Source organism: Sphingomonas sp., assembly GCF_029239295.1.
Classification (GTDB): domain Bacteria; phylum Pseudomonadota; class Alphaproteobacteria; order Sphingomonadales; family Sphingomonadaceae; genus Sphingomonas.
This window is the reverse complement of sequence record NZ_JAQZBC010000011.1, coordinates 18,472-36,405: the sequence shown is the minus strand read 5'-3', so window position 1 is coordinate 36,405 and position 17,934 is coordinate 18,472. Positions and strand designations below refer to the sequence as shown.

At 59.1% G+C, this 17,934-nt stretch carries 14 protein-coding genes and 1 pseudogene; 9 read left to right on the top strand and 6 right to left on the bottom strand.

The window, feature by feature from the left end; all coding sequences use genetic code 11:
- The first annotated feature begins 54 nt into the window (after window positions 1–54).
- Entirely contained in the window at window positions 55–954 is a 900-nt protein-coding gene (locus tag K0S66_RS11570; RefSeq protein ID WP_301075553.1) for an MBL fold metallo-hydrolase, read from the top strand.
- A gap of 25 nt (window positions 955–979) precedes the next feature.
- On the opposite strand, the gene K0S66_RS11565 is transcribed toward K0S66_RS11570, so the two are convergent.
- Window positions 980–2,851, bottom strand: coding sequence for a M1 family metallopeptidase (locus tag K0S66_RS11565; protein WP_301075676.1), 1,872 nt, complete (start codon window positions 2,849–2,851; stop codon window positions 980–982).
- Between the two features lie 136 nt (window positions 2,852–2,987).
- On the opposite strand from K0S66_RS11565, the gene K0S66_RS11560 reads away from it, so the two are divergent.
- Complete coding sequence (locus K0S66_RS11560; RefSeq protein WP_301075552.1) at window positions 2,988–3,347, top strand: hypothetical protein; 360 nt, start codon at window positions 2,988–2,990, stop codon at window positions 3,345–3,347.
- Window positions 3,348–3,386: 39 nt separating this feature from the next.
- On the opposite strand, the gene K0S66_RS11555 is transcribed toward K0S66_RS11560, so the two are convergent.
- The 4 genes from K0S66_RS11555 to K0S66_RS11540 form a co-directional block, all read right to left on the bottom strand.
- Window positions 3,387–4,166 carry a DUF2243 domain-containing protein gene (locus K0S66_RS11555; RefSeq protein ID WP_301075551.1) on the bottom strand — a complete coding sequence of 260 codons (780 nt, stop codon included), beginning with the start codon at window positions 4,164–4,166 and terminating at the stop codon, window positions 3,387–3,389.
- A gap of 338 nt (window positions 4,167–4,504) precedes the next feature.
- Window positions 4,505–5,050, bottom strand: a complete 546-nt coding sequence (locus K0S66_RS11550) for a hypothetical protein (RefSeq protein ID WP_301075550.1) — start codon at window positions 5,048–5,050, stop codon at window positions 4,505–4,507.
- 12 nt (window positions 5,051–5,062) lie between these two features.
- Complete coding sequence (locus K0S66_RS11545; protein ID WP_301075549.1) at window positions 5,063–6,211, bottom strand: zinc-dependent alcohol dehydrogenase; 1,149 nt, start codon at window positions 6,209–6,211, stop codon at window positions 5,063–5,065.
- 354 nt (window positions 6,212–6,565) lie between these two features.
- Window positions 6,566–6,955, bottom strand: coding sequence for a hypothetical protein (locus K0S66_RS11540; protein WP_301075548.1), 390 nt, complete (start codon window positions 6,953–6,955; stop codon window positions 6,566–6,568).
- Window positions 6,956–7,151: 196 nt separating this feature from the next.
- On the opposite strand from K0S66_RS11540, the gene K0S66_RS11535 reads away from it, so the two are divergent.
- From K0S66_RS11535 to K0S66_RS16830, 5 genes and pseudogenes are all read left to right on the top strand, one after another.
- Window positions 7,152–7,703, top strand: a complete 552-nt coding sequence (locus tag K0S66_RS11535) for a DoxX family protein (RefSeq protein ID WP_301075547.1) — start codon at window positions 7,152–7,154, stop codon at window positions 7,701–7,703.
- A gap of 95 nt (window positions 7,704–7,798) precedes the next feature.
- Window positions 7,799–8,257 carry a hypothetical protein gene (locus K0S66_RS11530; RefSeq protein WP_301075546.1) on the top strand — a complete coding sequence of 153 codons (459 nt, stop codon included), beginning with the start codon at window positions 7,799–7,801 and terminating at the stop codon, window positions 8,255–8,257.
- Between the two features lie 818 nt (window positions 8,258–9,075).
- Window positions 9,076–9,501: a transcriptional regulator gene (locus tag K0S66_RS11525; RefSeq protein WP_301075545.1), complete on the top strand. Its 426-nt coding sequence runs from the start codon at window positions 9,076–9,078 to the stop codon at window positions 9,499–9,501.
- An 80-nt stretch (window positions 9,502–9,581) separates the two neighbouring features.
- Window positions 9,582–9,803, top strand: a pseudogene (locus tag K0S66_RS11520) (IS5/IS1182 family transposase); the annotation flags it as partial.
- Window positions 9,804–9,840: 37 nt separating this feature from the next.
- On the top strand, window positions 9,841–10,317 hold the full coding sequence (locus K0S66_RS16830) for a transposase (RefSeq protein ID WP_366520827.1): 477 nt from the start codon (window positions 9,841–9,843) through the stop codon (window positions 10,315–10,317).
- A gap of 56 nt (window positions 10,318–10,373) precedes the next feature.
- Here K0S66_RS16830 and K0S66_RS11510 read toward each other — a convergent pair whose 3' ends face one another.
- A complete protein-coding gene (locus K0S66_RS11510; protein ID WP_301075543.1) occupies window positions 10,374–11,456 on the bottom strand; it encodes a helix-turn-helix transcriptional regulator in 1,083 nt (360 codons plus the stop codon).
- A 23-nt stretch (window positions 11,457–11,479) separates the two neighbouring features.
- Here K0S66_RS11510 and K0S66_RS11505 point away from each other — a divergent pair, with 23 nt between their 5' ends.
- The gene (locus tag K0S66_RS11505) at window positions 11,480–11,704 is read left to right on the top strand and encodes a hypothetical protein (RefSeq protein WP_301075542.1); all 225 of its coding nucleotides are present in this window, start codon (window positions 11,480–11,482) and stop codon (window positions 11,702–11,704) included.
- A gap of 61 nt (window positions 11,705–11,765) precedes the next feature.
- Window positions 11,766–17,828 carry a N,N-dimethylformamidase beta subunit family domain-containing protein gene (locus K0S66_RS11500; RefSeq protein ID WP_301075541.1) on the top strand — a complete coding sequence of 2,021 codons (6,063 nt, stop codon included), beginning with the start codon at window positions 11,766–11,768 and terminating at the stop codon, window positions 17,826–17,828.
- Window positions 17,829–17,934: the final 106 nt, after the last annotated feature.

Sequence of the window (17,934 nt, the reverse complement as noted above, 5' to 3'; positions counted from 1 at the left end):
GTGTTGCTTATATAGCGCGTCTCCGTATATTAGCAAGACCTAATGGAAGTGATGATGACAAAGCCCTTTATCGAAGCCTTCTTCGACGAACCCACGAACACCGTCAGCTATCTGGTTGGCGATCCCGAGACGCGCGTCGCGGCGGTCATCGATCCCGTGCTCGACTTCGATTTGGCGAGCGGTGTTGCAGACACAGCCTCCGCGGAGCGGATTGTCGCCTTCGCCCGCGATCATGATTGGCGGATCGAGATGGTGCTGGAGACGCATGCCCATGCCGATCATCTCTCCGCCGCGCCGTTCATCAAGGCGCACACCGGTGCCTGGATCGGGATCGGGGTGCATATTCGCGACGTGCAGAAGATTTTCCGCCCTATGTTCGCGATGGACGATCTGAAGACCGATGGCACCGATTTCGACCGCTTGTTCGAGGATGGCGACCATTTCGCAATCGGCACGCTGGAGGTCGAGGTACTACACGTGCCGGGCCATACCCCCGCCGATGTAGCCTATCTGATCGGTGATGCCGCCTTCGTCGGGGACACCTTGTTCATGCCCGACTATGGCACCGCCCGAGCCGACTTCCCGGGCGGCGATGCGCGCAGGCTCTACCGGTCGATCCGCCGCCTGCTCTCGCTTCCCGCCGCGACCCGGCTGTTCCTGTGCCACGACTACAAAGCGCCCGGACGCGACGATTACCGCTGGCAAACGACGGTGGGCAACCAGCGTCGCTCAAGCGTCCATGTACATGACGGGGTGAGCGAGGACGACTTTGTCGCGATGCGCGTGCAGCGCGATGCGGGTCTTTCCGTCCCCAAGCTGCTGCTGCCGGCGATCCAGGTCAACATCCGCGCTGGCGCGTTCCAGCCGGCCGAAGCCAACGGCGTCAGCTACCTTCGCATTCCAGTGACGTGGAAGAAAGCAAGCGCCGCGCCGCCGGAGGCGCGCACGCGTTAAGGCCACCTTGCGCGCCGCGCGCCCCCTATTCGCCTAGTACCTTGTCGATCGCGGCAGCCGTCACCGGATGATAGGTCGGGCGCGCCTTCGCATAGATGCGGCGCGCGATCGGCATGCCCCAATCACCCTGCGCCCTCAGCCCCTTATACAGCGGTCGCACCAGCAAGGTGCGGCCGACGCTGGTGAGGAACTGCTCGATCGACGGCACCGCCGGCTCGTAGCGGTTCGCGATCGCCAGCTCGAGCCAGGCCGAGCGGACATAGCCGTTGGTCTGTTCGGAGAGGCCGAAGGTACGGTCGAGATCGGCCAGTCGCGCTGCGGGCAGCGTCCGCGGCAGGCGCGCCAGGAACCGCAACCAGAGTTGCGTCGACCAGTCTTTCGTATCGATCGCCGACGCGGGTCCGCCAGCCGCAAACGCCGCCGCCTGCCGCTCCACCGCCGCCAGGGAAGGCGATTTCACGTGGACGGCATTGTTCGGAAGGCCGGGCTCATAGGCCCAGCGATCGAGTTGCAGCTTGGCTTCCAGCGCTTGATCGCCACGGATCAGATTGGCGCGCAGGTCCTTGAGGAAGCCAGCTGTCGTCTGCGGTTTGAAGGCGTGCCGGTCGAAATAGGAGCGCAGATACGCGTCCCACCGCTCGCGCCCGACCGTCTCCTCAATCGTCCGCAGGAAGATCGCACCCTTGGTATAATCGACCTGCCCGCCCTCGGGATCGCCATGCAGTCGCGTGCCCGGTGCCATGCGGCCCCCGGCAGCGCGGAAGTTCGTCTCCAGCTCGTCCCAGGCGAGATCCGCCTCCACATCGGCGCGCTCCTTGCCATAGAGCCGCTCCATGATCCGGTTCTCGAAGTAGCTGGTGAAACCCTCGTTCAGCCAGCTGTCCGCCCAGGTGGCATTGGTGACGAGATTGCCCGACCAGCTATGCGCCAGCTCGTGCGCAACCAAGCCGACATTGGCACGGTCCCCCGTCAGGAAGGTTGGCGTCAGAAAGGTCAGCGTGGGGTTTTCCATCCCGCCGAACGGGAATGATGGCGGCAGGACGAGCACGTCGTACCGGCCCCAGCGGTAAGCGCCGTACAGCCCCTCCGCCGCCTCGACCATCTTCTCGGTATCGGCCAGTTCGTAGGCCGCGCGATCGAGCATCGTCGGCTCCGTCCAGACGCCGGTGCGATTGCCCAGCGGCTTGAAGACGAGATCGCCCACTGCCAGCGCGATCAGATACGGCGGTACCGGCTTGTCCATCGCGAAGCGGTACGTTCGCCGTCCCTTGGCCGCCGGCTCGCCCTTGGGCGTCAGCCTCTCACCACTCATCACCGCCACTAGATCGGCGGGAACGGTGATCTTCGCGGTCCAGGTCTGGCGAATCCCGGGGCTATCCTGGGTCGGGATCCAGCTGCGGTTGTTGATCGACTGCCCCTGGCTGAACAGGTAGGGCTTGGTCTTGCCCGCGGTCAGCTGCGCCGGCAGCCACTGCAAGGCGCGTGCGCTGGGCGCGGCGCGATAGGCAATGACGATCCGGCTGGCGCCGTTCAGCTGGATGGTGAGTGGCGCGCCTTTATACGCCTCGCTGGCGCCGACCTTCCACGCCAGCGTACGGCCCTGCCCGTCCGTAACGGAGGAGATGGTCAGGCCGTCGGTGTCGAGGATGATTTCCTTCGCACCCGGGGCAGCGAGCACGTCGAGCGCCGCGGTGCCGCTCATCGTCTTGCTGGCGAAGTCGGCGGTCAGGTCCAGATCGACATGCGTCACGCGCGCGATCTCCGGCCGCGCATAGGACAGCACGTCTTTCGCGTCTGGCGTGGTCAGGACCGGTGAAACAGCGGGGGCGGTCGGGTCGGCGTAGGCGATCGCGGGCACGACGAGCAACGCAAGGATAGCAGGGGCAAATCTCTTCATCACCATCACGTGCCGCATGTCGGCAGCTACGTCGAGCCGCTTCCGGCCGGCCGGCAAAAGGGCATCGGTCAGGCGCCCCCTGCTCGCCACGGCCGGATGTTGGTGCTGGGTCGCGATGCCCTCTATCAACCCGCGCATGAAAGTTCTGAATATCCTGGCCTGCGTGGTGGCGGTGATCATCGCCGCCGGTGAGATGGCACGTTTCTGGGGAAGCGCCCGGTTCATCCCGATGGCGCTTGATGAGCTTGCGGTCGCGGCGCTCCTGGGGTGGGCAGCGTGGCGATCGCGCTATGACGGGGCGATCTGGCACGTCGCCGCCTGGGGAGCTCTTGCCGGCCTCACGCTGGTGCTGCTGGTGGAGACGGCGGACCATCAATTGCATGGTCCAGTCAAGGCAGCAGGGCCCATCTACCTCACGGTTCTGGGGGCCATGCTGATTCTAGCGATACTCGGCGTGTGTCGTGCGGTTCACCTGTGTCGGGCCACCCTCCGCTGAGCGGAACGGCGCCTTGTCTCTACGTCAAAGCTTGGTTGTTTACTTCGACCAAGCAAAGCAGCCTGCCCCGCCAAGCGAACTGCTGACGAACAGGGCGTTGTTGCGGTACAAGAGGGCTGACTTAGGGCGCCCGTTCCAGCGCACCGCCCACACTCCCGCCGATTGCCAAAGTAGCCGCCCATGTGAGGCAACGATCGCGTTGACGGCCTCGCTCTGGCTGGTGCCCGGCGCGAAGAATACAATTGCAGTGTCGGCATTTGCGGGCGGCCGGGCGGCCCAGCCACCGCCGATTAGTGCAGCGACGCCCAAGCCAAGCGCAATGTTGCGGCCGGGCACCCGACCGCGCCGTGTTCGATCAAGTCCTACGCCGAGCAGAATGGAGGCCACGCCAAATACCACGAACCACGCGACATCCCAGAAAAGCGGGTTTGTACTGTCGAGCTTGATCCGGTGGATGCCAAGCAGCCAGTGCGACAGAACGCCGTCGAGCACATGCCAAAGACCAGCACCCACCAGGGCCGCTGCGAGCAGCCGGCGGCCGCTTCCGGGCTGCGACAATGCAGTACGGCTACGAACGAGTCCTACAAGGCCAGCACCTGCCACGATGTACATCAACGCGTGGAACAGCCCATCGAAAAGCACCTGATCGCTGACGCCATCGACCAGACTCAGGAGATGATGCCATTGGAGGATCTGGTGCAGCAGGATTCCGTCAAAAAACCCGCCTAAGGCAAAGCCGATGAGCCAGCCTGGCCGGACGGAACGGAATGATGCGGGTGGAGAGCCGCCTCCTGCGCGGGAAACCGCTGCTTTGACCACAGGCGAGGAACGCCAGCGGACAAGAAGCCGCGTTGTCCGCTGCCCCAACGGTCTTCGATACCCGCACCTCGCCCCTCGCCCCGGTGCAAGGCTCCGCCTTCTCGAAATTCTCTCCCCGCGTTCCTAGATGGCGCAACCAAGCCGACCATCACTGACGGCGCAAAAAGATCGCCGGTCAGTCAAGACGGCTCCGCGTATACCGATATCAGCCAACCGCATCTTCGATGCTCACAGAAGTTGCTGAGCAGAGAAGGCCTACGCCCGAAAACAAGAGTATGGCCACGAACGGCGGCGGCATGCCGGCGTTCGTGGCGCTGTTATCGGCTCGCTTTAGAGCCTCAATACCGTGGAAAGGCCGGTTCGTCGGTGCCGGCAGGGGTCTCCGCTGAACTTTGCGAACGCGCGCCGGTGCGGCGCGACCAGGCGAACAACGCAGCGCCAAGCGCGAGCGCCACTCCTGCCTTCTTGGCTATCCCGGCGGGGTTGTGACGCAATTCGGACCGCCACCCCAGTTCGGCAGGCACGTTCGGGACTTTGCCACGCGCGAGATCCTGGGCGACCCCCTCGAGCACGTTCAGCCGGTCCGCGCCCATCAACAGCAGCCAATGCCACCAGTCGGACTCGCTCCGACGAAAAGCGTAACGACGGATTGCACCACTGAGGCCTTCAGGCGGAGTGGATGTACCGAGCACCGCGGGCAAGCGATTGTGTTCGATAGACCGCAGGATCTCTACGGTGGGGCGCTGCAACGCTGGACGCTCCCATGTGAGTCCACGGGTCTGCTGATCTTCGATATGCCGCATCGGATAGGCCGGATTGTTGTCCGGATCGGCGTCCACGCCCCAACCTGGGATAGCAGCGGTGTCGACAATGGCCTTGGTCATCCCTCGTCTCCTTCAGGCCGCGTTGGGGATCAGGACGGGCTTGATGCAGCCGTCGAGCTTCGACGAAAAGATGTGGTAAGCGTCGGCCGCGTCCTCCAGCGGCACGCGGTGCGTGATCATCGCTTTGGGGTTGATGTGGCCGTTGCGAATATGCTCGATCAATCGGGGCAGCAGACGTTTGACGGACGCCTGATTGGCCCGGATCGTAATGCCCTTGTTGACGACATTTCCGATTGGGATGATGTTCCCGGTCGGACCATAGACGCCAACGATCGAGACGATTCCGCCCTTTTTCACTGAGTTTATTGCCCAGTGCAGCGCAATCGCGTTGCCGGCTTCCAGCTTCAGCTTGGTGCCAAGGAGCCACTGCAAGCCGTTGCCGACAGCGTCTCCCCCTACCGCGTCGATGCACACGTCGGCGCCCAGTGAGTCCGTCTGTTTTTTGAGGAAGACCACCATGTCGTCAATTTCGCGGAGATTGTAGACCTCTGCGTGCGCAAAGACTCGTGCGAACTCGAGCCGATAATCCTGGCTGTCGATCACGATCACCCGACCCGCACCGAATAGCCACGCGCACTTCGCTGCCATCAACCCGACAGGCCCCGCGCCGAATACGACGACCGTATCGCCGCGCTTGATGCCGCCCATCTCGGCGGCTTGATAGCCAGTAGGAACTACGTCGGTCAGCAATACCGCATCGTCGGGGTCCATCCAGTCGGGGATCACCGTCGGTCCGACATCCGCATAGGGCACGCGGACATATTGCGCCTGTCCGCCGTCATAGCCGCCCGCAGTATGCGAATAACCATAGATGCCGCCCACCGCGGTCGCCTGTGCATTGGACTCGTGGCAGTTCCCAAACAGCCCCTGCTGGCAGAAATGGCATTTGCCGCACGCGATGTTGAAAGGAACTAAGACGTGATCACCGACCTTGAGGTTCCGCACCTCATCCCCGACCTGCTCCACGACCCCGCAAAACTCGTGACCGAAAGTCATGCCGACGCGTGTGTCGGGCACCATGCCGTGGTATAGGTGCAGGTCCGAACCGCAGATGCACGATCGCGTGACGCGCACGATGGCGTCTTCGGGATGAAGTATGACAGGCATAGGCTTTTCATCGACGCGGACGCGGTATGGCCCGCGATAGTTCATCGCCAACATCCGAAAGTATCCTCCAGCAATCACTGCAACGCGGTTTTGTTCAGGGGTGAACGCCAGCTTGTTGTCGCGGTTTCGTCGCCTAACAAGGATCAGGTCGGTTTCGAGATCTGCAGGTGCAGGAACGGTTCTGCATCTCTGAGGACGGCTTCCACCGTCCTCGGCAAACGCCCAAGTCTTAAGACTGCGGGTGCCGCCCCGGTAGCCCTCTTGCCCCGCCCTTGGGCACCGCAGGCGGCGAGCAGATAAGACGTGCAGATTGGTGGATATGGCTTTTGCCGACTAGACTATCTTAAATGGCAGTGCCGAACAGCGCCTGCTTTCGGCAAGGCTGAACAACGTTGCCAGCCTCCGTCTCTAGCTCCCCAGTAACTGATCCACTTGCGCGCGAAATACAGCGATCCGGGCGCGGTCCGCGTTTGCGTCATGATCGGGTTGTGCCATGACATTGGGGCAGTCGGCGGCGACTAGGATGTTGGTAACAGCGGTGGCATCAAGTGACGGATCCCGACGGTGGATCTCGCCTATTGCTTCGGTGATGCTGTTTTCACGATCCGGGCCAGCGAGCCGCGTCGTCAGATTGTTGACGAACGCCGCACCGATGGACGGCGGCGCAACGCTCGACGGATCCGGACAGGTCAGTTGTTTGCTCGACTGACCACACGCGCCAAGCAGCAGCAGGGCTACGAGCGCGACTTTGGGGGCTAGTGTCATGGAAAACTCCTGCAGATTGATCCGCAAATCCATCAGCAGTGGTGCGGTAGCGACCAAATACCGTCAATTCAGGGCTATCACTGACACTCCTAGGCTGAGGGACCCGAGCGCGCCACTCGTGAGGTGGCGAGGAAGAAGGCCTCTTCCGTCGGCTCGACGGTTTACGCATGTGGGGAACGTGGCTGTGGTTCAGCGGCAAGCACAAGCGGGGATTGCGAGGGAGCTAATGATGCGAGCGAGTGATTGGTTGCGAAACCCCGGGACCGTAGACTGGGCAATCCTGATCCGCCTGAACCTCGCCTTCGTGTTCATCCGCGAAGGGTATCAGAAGCTCGCCTTTCAGGAGATTCTCGGAGCGGGACGCTTGGCGAAGATCGGAATTCCCTACGCCGACCAAATGGGACCCTTCGTCGGTGTGGTTGAGTTTACATGCGGTGGATTGTTCCTGGTTGGCGGGTCCACCCCTGCGGCGGTCGTACCGCTGATCATCATCATGCGGGTGGCATTACTGACAACCAAGGTGCCGATCCTTCTCGTCCAAGATTGGGGCATCTTCAAGGTTCGCGACCTAGACCGCTACGGCTTCCTCAGCATGACGCACGAGGCGCACGGACGTGGCGAAGTTGATGGACCCCATGCGGTCCCGGGTGCTTGTCAATGGATGCCCTTACCCAAGGCGTCGGGCCCGCCTCCGAACTGGGCCGCGAGGGTAGTTGAGCTTAGGGCACGTGCCTGTGGCGTTCGTTCAGCCACGCGACATCCCACGAGCGTTAAGCTGTGATATTCCATCCCGTCGTTCGCCGATCTCGCTATATCTAGCCGCATCCCTGTTCGTCGGGGTCGCTGCCCGCAACCGCGCAGTCCGACCCGACGCACATGCGCACCATCGAAATCCCACCGTCGCGCACCGAGCCGCGGGAAGGGCCGACACTGCCGCCGGGAGGGCTGACGCTTGATCTTGAGGCGCTCGACCGCTCCGAAGATGACGTAGCAAGCGGATCACCCGTCGCGCCACCGGTTGCCGCGGATCCAAGCGCCGAGCAGCTCGCTTTAGAGGCGATCGCGACGGCGGAAGCGGCAAAGCTGCGCAGCGCCAACTCAGCGCAACTGGCAGCGTCGAAGGCGCAACTCGACAAGATCAATGCGGACCAGAACGCGCAGCAGGAGCGCTTGGCCAAGTATCGTGAAGAGGCTGCCGCTCACGCGACCGCCATGGCGGAGTATGGCGCACAACTGAACGCTGCCCGCGCCGACCGCGAACGCTTTGCGGCGGGTGTCGCAGCATGCCGGGCGGGAGATCACATGCGTTGCGGCCCGGGTGACGGCCGCCGTTGAAGCCCCCCAACTGCTGACCCGCGCAATGGCGCCTCGCGCTTATTGCCCCGTGCCGCAGGTGAGGTTGAGGCCAAGTCAGAACCGCTAGTCGGGCTCATCCTCTGCGCCCAACACTGGATCGGTGATCTTTCGCAATTAGCAGGGTGAGGAATTATGGTTCCAGCGATCCTATCGAGCTATCGGAAAAACAAAGTACGAGCGCGCCAAAGTACGTTCGCATCCAGCACGCGCGTAGATCAATCAGACCGAGAGAATCTGTCCAGTGCGGATTTGAGAACATTCGCAAACCTTAACGCCAAAGCTGTATCGCCGAGCACAGATCAATAAGCGCTTCGCGTCAGAAATGACGACGCGATTCATAAGGCCGCGGCGCCATGGTAGCTTGGCAAGCTATCATAGCAATGCCCGAAACATACCGGAAAGGTAGTCACTACGCACTTCTCGACTCACGCTATCTGGCTACGCTCGAATAGCGAACGAGAGCACAATACGCTTAAGATGCTGCAATTGCACTTTTAAATGAACGACCAGATCTACCGTGAGCGCCGCAGAATAACGGGATGACCGCCTACTTGCTTTAGCTGGCCATCATCGGCTGGCTTTACGCCAGCGCCACCAAACTCAACCCAGGTCGTGTTCAACGCAATACCTACGCTCGTTCGGCCAAGAGCATCGGGAATTTTAAGGGCATTCATGATAGTTGAGTTCGACTCACACTTCAACTCCTGATTCATCCGGATTACATCCAAATTCCATCTGGTTTTAGTGCCAGAAACAAGGTTAATGCAGGGTATAACAAAAAGGTATTGGGGAAGGTTATGGAGGAAAGTCTCTACAATCAGGGATACGACCTCGTTTACAGAGATCAACCCAGCATTGAAGAAGCCGCTTTGGCAAGTGCGAAGTCGATCTATCGGTTTCGCCGGCTCCGCAACCAGCGATTTGGATGTTCCAAGATATTTGAGGATCCGGCATGGGACATGATCCTTGCTATCTTCATCGACCAAATGGTGGGGCGGGCTACTTCGATATCGTCCGCCTGCTACTCCTCACACGTGGCGCCGACTACCGCTCTGAGGTGGATCAACAGGCTGATTAAAGAGGGCTTTCTCTACCGTGAGGACGACCCGTTTGATGCGCGCCGCTCATTCTTAAGGCTCACGGAGGCAACTCGGGAGCGTATGATCGCATTGCTGACCGATTGTGTTGAAAAAGGCAGGGTTGAAGTAGTCGCGGACTGCTGATTCAGTGTTTCCGCAGGTGCGGAGATGAGCTGATGATGGGCGTAGCCTGCTAAGGCTCCAAGGATGCGTAGCATCGTTGGATAGCAGGCGGAGGGGAGCGGACGGTGGCGCAGGAGGCGCTGTTCTACAGCTTCAACCTGGAGCGGCATGTGCCGGCGGAGCACCTGCTGCGTTCGATCAACCGGTTCGTGGACCTATCCGACATCCGCGAGCAACTGCGGCCATTCTACAGCGAGACGGGACGACCCTCGATCGACCCGGAGCTGATGATCCGGATGCTGATCATCGGTTACTGCATGGGAGGCGGGTGGGCCACGGGGATACGACGCCGGCAAGAAGATCAAGGGGCGCAAGCGGCACATCGTAACCGGCACGCTCGGCAACATGCTGGAAGGCGTGGTGCACGGCGCCGATGTTCAGGACCGCGACGGGGCGGCTGATCTGATTAAGCGATCCTGCAAAGCGTTGCCCACCCTCACCAAGCTGTTCGCCGATCGCGGGGATGTCGGACAGAAGCTCGAAGCGGCAGTCGCGCACATTGATCAGCTGACGATCGAAATCATCAGGCGCTCCGATCTGGCGGGCTTTGTCATTCTGACCCGGCGCTGGGTCATTGAACGCGCCCTGGCGTGGCTCATCGGTGCCGGCGCCTCGCGAAGGAGTGGAAGCCTCCGTTGCATCGTCCGAAGCCTGGATGGTCGCCTCATCCATCAGGCGAATGACGCGCGATATTGCCAAACTCCAATTATGAGTCGGCCTCCAAGTCTCGCCTTCTTCGGAGCCGTTCCTCGGGAAGGCAGTTTCCGCTACACTTAGGGAATGTCGCAGTAGAAAGTCAGCGCGCCCACATTGGTAGCTCTACCGGGTCCGCCTCATTCTGGCCGGCGCGAGGCTACGCTTCTAAATTGCGCCGAAAGGCGAATCTGCCCGTCTGCACCCGTCTTTGCAAACGTGTGCTTTAAATGCGTACGGATCGTTTCTATCGACACCCCCAGCGATCGGGCTACTTCTGCCGGTGTTTGACCTTCTGCAACTAGGTGTGCAACTTTCGCCTCGGCCGGAGTTAAGTCGTAGAGCCGGCGAATCGTTTCTGAATCGTAAGTTTCGGAAGTGCCGGGCACGTCGAGAACTAAAAGAGCGCTGCCCTCCTGAAAAACGTCTTTAACCGATCTAATTAGAGGTGCGAGATGGAGAACGCATGGTTTGTCAGCCCTCCTTCGCAGGGCGAGAGATCGCCCCGAACCGAAGCTCGTCAAGCGTAGTGCTTCAAGGAATTCTGCATTCGCCTGTACGTCAGAAAGTCTAAAGCGGCCCGCGCCATCTCCCCCGAGAGTTGCTAGCAGAGCTTTAAATGGTGAATTCGCGCTAACGATGCTCGCATCGCTTGCGAGAACCGCCGCAGCGACCCCTATAGTGGCCAACGCTTCGGTAGCAGCATTTGCTTGCTCCATTCTCATTCGAGCAGAGATCGCGGCCGCCCGGGCTAAGTGGGGCCTGATACTGTCCAGGAATAACACAGCACGTTTTGCTGCGGAATGGCTTTTAAAGCCTTCGACCGTAATCATTAGGCTGTCGGTTTTAACACCGTGAATGGCTGTTCCTGCTCCAGCGTCCAACCCACGCGGCCTCAAGAACTCTGAGTAGATCGGCAGGGTCTGCAACTCTTGTGTCGTGAATATGTCCGTATCAGTTAAAAAGCCAGCATAAGAAGACTTAGACCTGCAACGACTTGCCCGCACGTTGTGCTCAGCCCATCCTTGATCAACAAATTCCGTCACTACAGGAGCAATCTGTTTCGAAGCTACCCAGCGCTCCGCGTCACCGCGCTTTGCCATCAGCAATCCCCCGCGCGCGTCTACTGCTCTCGCTATATCAGAGAGAATTCTCGGCCAAAGCGGAGGCATCAAGCCTGCTTCGTAGATCGACGCGATTAGCGCCTCAGGGTTGCTTTCCAACTTCGATCTCCCGAGGTGATCAGATGTCTTTCAGCAGCCTCACCCGAATCGGTGACATGGGCCCGTTTACCATCGCCGTCGCTATATTAGAGAGAGTTCTCGACCAAAGCGGAGGCATCAAGCCTGCTTCGCAGATCGACGCAATGGAAGCCTCCGGATCGCTTCTAACTTCGGTCGCCGAAGGCGATCAAATGTCTTTCAGCGGCCTCACCCATGTCGGTGACGTAGGACCGTTTGCCATGATGTAGAAGGACTTACGAGCGACAAAGGGCCGCTCTCCTTACAGCAGCCAGGGCGAGGGGCACCGTGATGTCGGAGCGTATAGTTCAGGAAAATTTAAAGACCGATGGCGTTGCCGAAAAGTCCTATTGGGACGCCGACAGCAGCAACAGCATTGAGGGATTTGCGGCCGAATTCAGCGTCAACGCAGGTACGACCGTAGACTTCAAAATTAATATTAACGCCGCGATTGCCGGCAGTTCTTCTTATAAAGTCGAGATCTTTCGTCTCGGCCATTATGGCGGGAACGGCGCCCGTGAAGTTGCCGAAATAGTCAATGCGCAGGGCACTGTGCAATCAGAGCCTTTGTTCGACGAGAGCAGAGGATTGGTTGACGCAGGGAACTGGCTTGTCACAGACAGTTGGCAAGTTCCTTCAGATGCCGTTTCAGGCGTATATCTTGCGCGATTACAGCGCCTCGACGCGAACGGAGACGCTATTGGTGATGCCACCAATCAAGTGCCGTTTGTCGTACGAAATGACGGAGTTGCAGCCGACATCGTCCTGCAGACGTCAGACACAACATGGCAGGCGTATAACGGATGGGCAGGCAATAACGGTAAAGTCGGTCCCAACTTCTATGGTGATCCGGCCAATATGGTCGATCATGAACCGGTGGCTGATCCGGGCCTTGGCGTGCAGGATCGAGCCTATGCGGTCAGCTACAATCGCCCGTTATTAACGCGGGACGGCGGCGGCGCAGCAGCCGGCGCGCAGGATTATTTGTTTGGCGCCGACTACGGCGCGATCTCGTGGCTGGAAGAAAACGGATACGATGTATCGTACATTTCTGGCGTCGATACAGATCGTCTCGGGGGAGACTATCTCAAAAACTATAAGGCCTTTATATCTGTCGGCCACGATGAATACTGGTCTGGCGACCAGCGGTTAAATGTCGAGGCCGCCCGCGATTCCGGCGTCAACGTTCTGTTTTGGAGCGGCAATGAGGTATATTGGAAGACGCGGTGGGAGACTGCAATAAGTGCTGACGGCACAGAGTACCGCACCTTAGTGTGCTATAAGGAGACTTGGGCGAACGGCAATCCCAATGCAGCGCCTGAGGACTACGCTAATATCGACCCTAGTAATGTCTGGACCGGCACTTGGCGTGATGTTCGGTTCCTTGCTGCCCAGGATGAGAACGGCAATTACATCGCTGGTGGCACCGACCCGGATCCAATCTCGGGGCTCTACCCAAACTGCCATTGCGCTGAGACTACCCTAACTGGGCAGTTGTTTGGACCTGATGGAACGGGCCAGTTCGGAGGCGCAATCGACGTTCCTGCTAGTTATGGCAATCTCCGTTTTTGGCGAGATACCCTCGCCAGTGACGGCCAACAAGATATCTCCGCCGGTATACTCGGATACGAATGGGATGTGGCACCGGATGATATTAATCGCCCCGCCGGGCTCATTAAACTCTCCGAAACCACACTAGACTGGGACGCCATCCTAGTTGACCAAGGCAACCGCACTGAGCCCGGCACTGCGACCCATAATCTTACTCTGTACCGCGCGGAAAGCGGTGCATTAGTATTCGCGTCCGGCACAGTGTTTTGGAGTTGGGGGCTGAGCGACGAACATGACAGCTCCCCCTATGAAGCAAACATCGAGAGCACGGTTATAAAGCAGTTCTCGGTCAACATGTTTGCCGACATGGGCATCCAACCGGCCTCTCTTGAGCCTGGCCTTATCCGAGCGACGCCTTCTGCTGATCTTACCCCGGCATCAATCTCGATCGATGACATCGCCGCGATTGTGAATGCGCGCGCAGCCGTCACCATAACTGGCAACGCAACCGATGATGATGGGGATACGACAACATCTGATGGCGCTGTGGCGTTGGTGGAGTTGTCGTTTGACGGCGGGGCTACTTGGAAGGTCGCGACCGGCACCACGGAGTGGAGCTATGTGTGGCACCCAGTCAGCGAAGGCACTTACACCGTCAAGGCGCGCGCCGTTGATGACAGCCTGAACGTCTATAACGCCACTTCATTCGAAGAGATGGTCACGGTCGCCCCCGCGGCGACTGCAGGCGGCGCCAGCCTGTTCGACGAACAGCTAGTCACCGCGACCACCTTCGACGACAAGAAGTCGATCGCGCTCGGTCTGCGGTTTAGCGTGGCTCAGGCGGGAGCCGTAACGGAACTCCGTTATTATAGAAGCGCGACAGATGCTAACGACACCGACATTCGCGACGGTCATCTGTGGAGAGTCAGCGATGGCGCCTTGCTGGCGACGGCCACCTTCACCTCGACGCCTGGCCAATCCGGCTGGCAGTTCGCCGCCCTTTCATCTCCTACAGCATTAACTCCCGGCGATCAATATGTTGTCTCTTATCAGACGGCGGACAATTACGTATCAACTAACGGATTCTTTAATCCCGAGAATGAAGTCGCATTCGATGGCCTAGACAACGATGCCTTCACTGGATCGGGGGGGATCGTAAGCGCCTCGCAGGCATCGGCTACATTAGGTAACGGGGTCTATCGTTACGGCGATAGCGGCGAAATGCCGGGCGATACATTCGGCGGATCGAACTATTGGGTCGATCTTACCTTCAGACCGGCGAATGGTGATGGTAACTCTCCTCCGGAGCTCACCTCGGGCAACTTCGTTGTCGCAGAGAACAAATTGGACGTCGGCTTTGTTACTGGCCGGGATAGCGACGGAAACGCGATCGTTTACGCCATCCTTCCTAGCGCGGACGCGGAGCTGTTTCAGATCAACAGCGGCACCGGCGCGCTAGCTTTTAAATCCCCTCCGAATTTCGAAGCGCCCGGCGACGTCGGAGGGGACAACGTCTACGACATAGTTGTAAGCGCCACGGACGGCTTGTCCGGCCCGGTGACCAAAGAAATTTCGGTCAGCGTCACGGACGCCGATGAATCCGGCGGCGGCTCCAACTCATCCACTCTTTTTGAGCAAGCGCCAACGGCTTTTGTCTCCGGCGTCGCCGATCCGACAGACTACGAGCTCGGCACGAAACTTATGTCGACCCAGGCAGGCTCAGTCACTGCTCTCCGTTACTATCGGGGCCTGAGTGATGCGGACGATACTGACGCTCGTACGTTACGCATTTGGGACTCGACGGGAAATGTGCTCGGCGCGGTAGCCGTGACATCGCTCCCTAACCAGACCGGCTGGCAAACTGGGCTTTTAACTACTCCGATCGCTTTGGCCCAAGGAGAGACCTACATCGTCTCCTACAGCTACGTCTTCAACAATGGCGATGGTGCGGTGGAGAGTTATGCCGCCACTAGTAATTATTTCTCCGCGGAACATGTTGGCTCAGATGGTGTCCTCGTGGCCCCGGCGAGCTTAGCCCCGAGCGGAGGTAGCTCTAACGGCATCGGAAATGGACTTTATTCTGTTGGAAGCCAAGCTGCGTTCCCGCAGCAATCGTTCAACTCCGCTAACTACTGGGTTGACGTTGTTTTCCAGCGCGGAGAGCCGGTCGGCGATACAAATACCTCCCCCACCGGCGCACCGACCGCTGTACTGGAAGGTGGTGTTGAAGACCTCGGCTATTCGATCACGCAAGTCCGCCTGTTGGAAGGTTTTAGTGACAGCGATGGAGACGAACTGAAGGTTACCGGGCTTACGACGGATCGGGGCACAATTGTCGATAATAACGATGGTACATTTACGGTTACTCCAGCTGCGAATTATAACGGCCCAGTCAACCTTACCTACGTCGTTGAGGATGGGAATGACGGTAAGATCAACGCGATCCAAAGTTTTAATATTTCCGCTGTGAACGATGACCCGACAGGCGTTACGATAGATGTACTGCCCAGCGGAATCGAGGATCAGGGCTACTTGGTAAGTCAAGCTGCACTCCTGAGAGGATTCAGCGATGTCGACGGCGACGCGTTAACGGTTCACGGTTTGGTCGCCGACCACGGAACGGTCACAAATAATGGTGATGGGACCTTCACGGTGACGCCATCTCCTAACTATAATGGTGTTGTGTCGCTCACCTATACTGTCCAAGACGGGGTAGACGGCAGGGCCAACGCCAATCAAAGCTTCACTGTGACAGCGGTCAACGACCTACCCAGTGGGAATCCATCAGCCGTCTTAGTAAACGGAAGCGAGGACGTTGACTACTTAGTGACGGAGGCGGATCTCCTCGCTGGCCTAACAGACAGCGATGGAGACCTGCTACGCGTTACCAGCATCACCGCAGACCATGGGGCCATACTCAATAACAACAACGGCAGCTACACAGTGGTACCGGCTGCTAATTACAATGGCCCGGTGACCCTGAGATATACGGTGGAGGATGGCCAGGGCGGGAGTATCGGCCCCACTCAAAGCCTGACCCTCTCTGCAGTAAATGATGCGCCAAACGACTTGATCCTATCTGGCGGAACCATAGTCGAAAACGCGGCTAAGGGAACCGTGGTCGGGGCGCTCACCGCCTTCGATGTAGACGTCGGCGAAAGCTACCAATTTAGTCTCACAGACACCGCCAAGGGGCGCTTCGCAATCAACGCTGCTACGGGGCAGATCACGGTCGCGAATGGCGCCCTGCTCGACTTTGAGAGCGCAAATAGCCATCAAATCAGCGTTAAGGTCGTCGACGCCGGCGGAAAAAGCTACGAAGAGTCGTTCGCTGTACAACTGACCAACGCCGTCGAATCCCAAACGCTAACCGGTAGCTCTTCATCCGATACGCTCACGGCAAAATCGGACGACGACTACATAGTTAACGGCAACAGCGGCAATGACACGATCACAACGCTGGGTGGAAGAGACGTGGTTCGGGGCGGCGTAGGAGACGATATGATCAGCACCGGTGGCGGTGATGATGTCATTACTTTCTATCAAGCCAAAGAGGGCTTCGATCGAATTGATGGTGGCGAGGGCAATGATCGCATCAACGCTCTCGCAGCAAGCACGATCATCGGATTAAAGTCGCTAGCGGGGGTGGAGGTGATTTCCGCCAACGGCTACGTCGGCGTGGAGATTCGCGGGTCCGCGATAGCGGACGCTCTGGACTTCGGAAGCGTGAATCTGATCGGGATTACCCGGATAGATGGCGGTGCTGGCGACGATATCATTGACGGGAGCACTGGCGACGACGTGATTGTCGGCGGGACCGGCAATGACCGGCTTAGCGGAGGTGACGGCGGGGACGTGTTTTTAGTCGGTGGCTCAGCCGGCACTGACACGTTCAACGGCGGTTCCGGATATGACGTGATTAAAGCTGCCAGCGCGAACGCCGTCATTGGGATAAGCAATATCAACGGCGTCGAGAGCATTTCCGGGGAAAGCTTCTCGGGCGTTACGATTGTGACAACAGCAGGCTCCGATCAGCTCAACCTGACCGGCGTAGCCGTTAGCGGCGTCGCTCGGATCAACCTGGGCAGTGGGGACGATGAGTTCTTTGGCTCTAATGGCGCAGACGTCGTGCTGGGCGGAACAGGAGACGACCGACTCAACGGAGGCGCGGGAGACGATCTGTTCGAGCTGGCGAGCGGTCAGGGCAGCGATACTATCAACGGTGAGGCCGGATTTGATACTATCAAGGTCACGACGGCTGGCGCGACTATTACATGGGTTAACTTCAGCGGGATCGAGGCTGTGACGGGCTCGGCCTTGAAGCTGTCGGGAACGGCCAGCGATGACACGCTCGACTTCAGCTCGATCGTGTTGACCGGCGTGTCTAAAATTTACGCCGGGCAAGGCAATGACACCATCTTCGGGTCGGCTGGTGCGGATGTTATCGGGTTCAGTGAGGGCCAAGATTCCCTGACAGGAGGCGCCGGAGCCGACATCTTTGACCTTGATCTGCTCATCGAAAGCAGGACGGGTAACCTCGCCGATACGATCGCCGACTTCACGCAAGGGGTCGATAAGATTAGCCTTAAGGACGTTGATGCGTCCACTAAGTCGAGCGGCGACCAAGCGTTTTCTTTTATTGGAAGCAGCGTATTTAGTGGCAAAGCTGGCCAGTTGCGGTTTGATCATGAGTCTAACAGCACCACGTCCGTATACGGCGATGTGAACGGCGACCGGATCGCCGACTTTCAGATTGATATGTCTAATTATCTTACGCTCAAAGCGTCGGACTTCACTCTCTAGAAGTGACTTGCTTTCCGCTTCACTGGCACAGAAATGTCAGCCACGGACCAATAGTCACCAGTCCTTCTCTTGAACTAAAGAGCTACGCCTCATGCGGTTTTGCTAT

Bases quoted from the DNA above. Each gene is read 5' to 3' on its own strand.
- K0S66_RS11570 (WP_301075553.1), top strand. From the start codon at position 55: ATGACAAAGCCCTTTATCGAAGCCTTCTTCGACGAACCCACGAACACC.
- K0S66_RS11565 (WP_301075676.1), bottom strand. From the start codon at position 2,851: ATGAAGAGATTTGCCCCTGCTATCCTTGCGTTGCTCGTCGTGCCCGCG.
- K0S66_RS11560 (WP_301075552.1), top strand. From the start codon at position 2,988: ATGAAAGTTCTGAATATCCTGGCCTGCGTGGTGGCGGTGATCATCGCC.
- K0S66_RS11550 (WP_301075550.1), bottom strand. From the start codon at position 5,050: ATGACCAAGGCCATTGTCGACACCGCTGCTATCCCAGGTTGGGGCGTG.
- K0S66_RS11545 (WP_301075549.1), bottom strand. From the start codon at position 6,211: ATGTTGGCGATGAACTATCGCGGGCCATACCGCGTCCGCGTCGATGAA.
- K0S66_RS11540 (WP_301075548.1), bottom strand. From the start codon at position 6,955: ATGGATTTGCGGATCAATCTGCAGGAGTTTTCCATGACACTAGCCCCC.
- K0S66_RS11535 (WP_301075547.1), top strand. From the start codon at position 7,152: ATGCGAGCGAGTGATTGGTTGCGAAACCCCGGGACCGTAGACTGGGCA.
- K0S66_RS11530 (WP_301075546.1), top strand. From the start codon at position 7,799: ATGCGCACCATCGAAATCCCACCGTCGCGCACCGAGCCGCGGGAAGGG.
- K0S66_RS11525 (WP_301075545.1), top strand. From the start codon at position 9,076: ATGGAGGAAAGTCTCTACAATCAGGGATACGACCTCGTTTACAGAGAT.
- K0S66_RS11505 (WP_301075542.1), top strand. From the start codon at position 11,480: ATGTCTTTCAGCAGCCTCACCCGAATCGGTGACATGGGCCCGTTTACC.
- K0S66_RS11500 (WP_301075541.1), top strand. From the start codon at position 11,766: ATGTCGGAGCGTATAGTTCAGGAAAATTTAAAGACCGATGGCGTTGCC.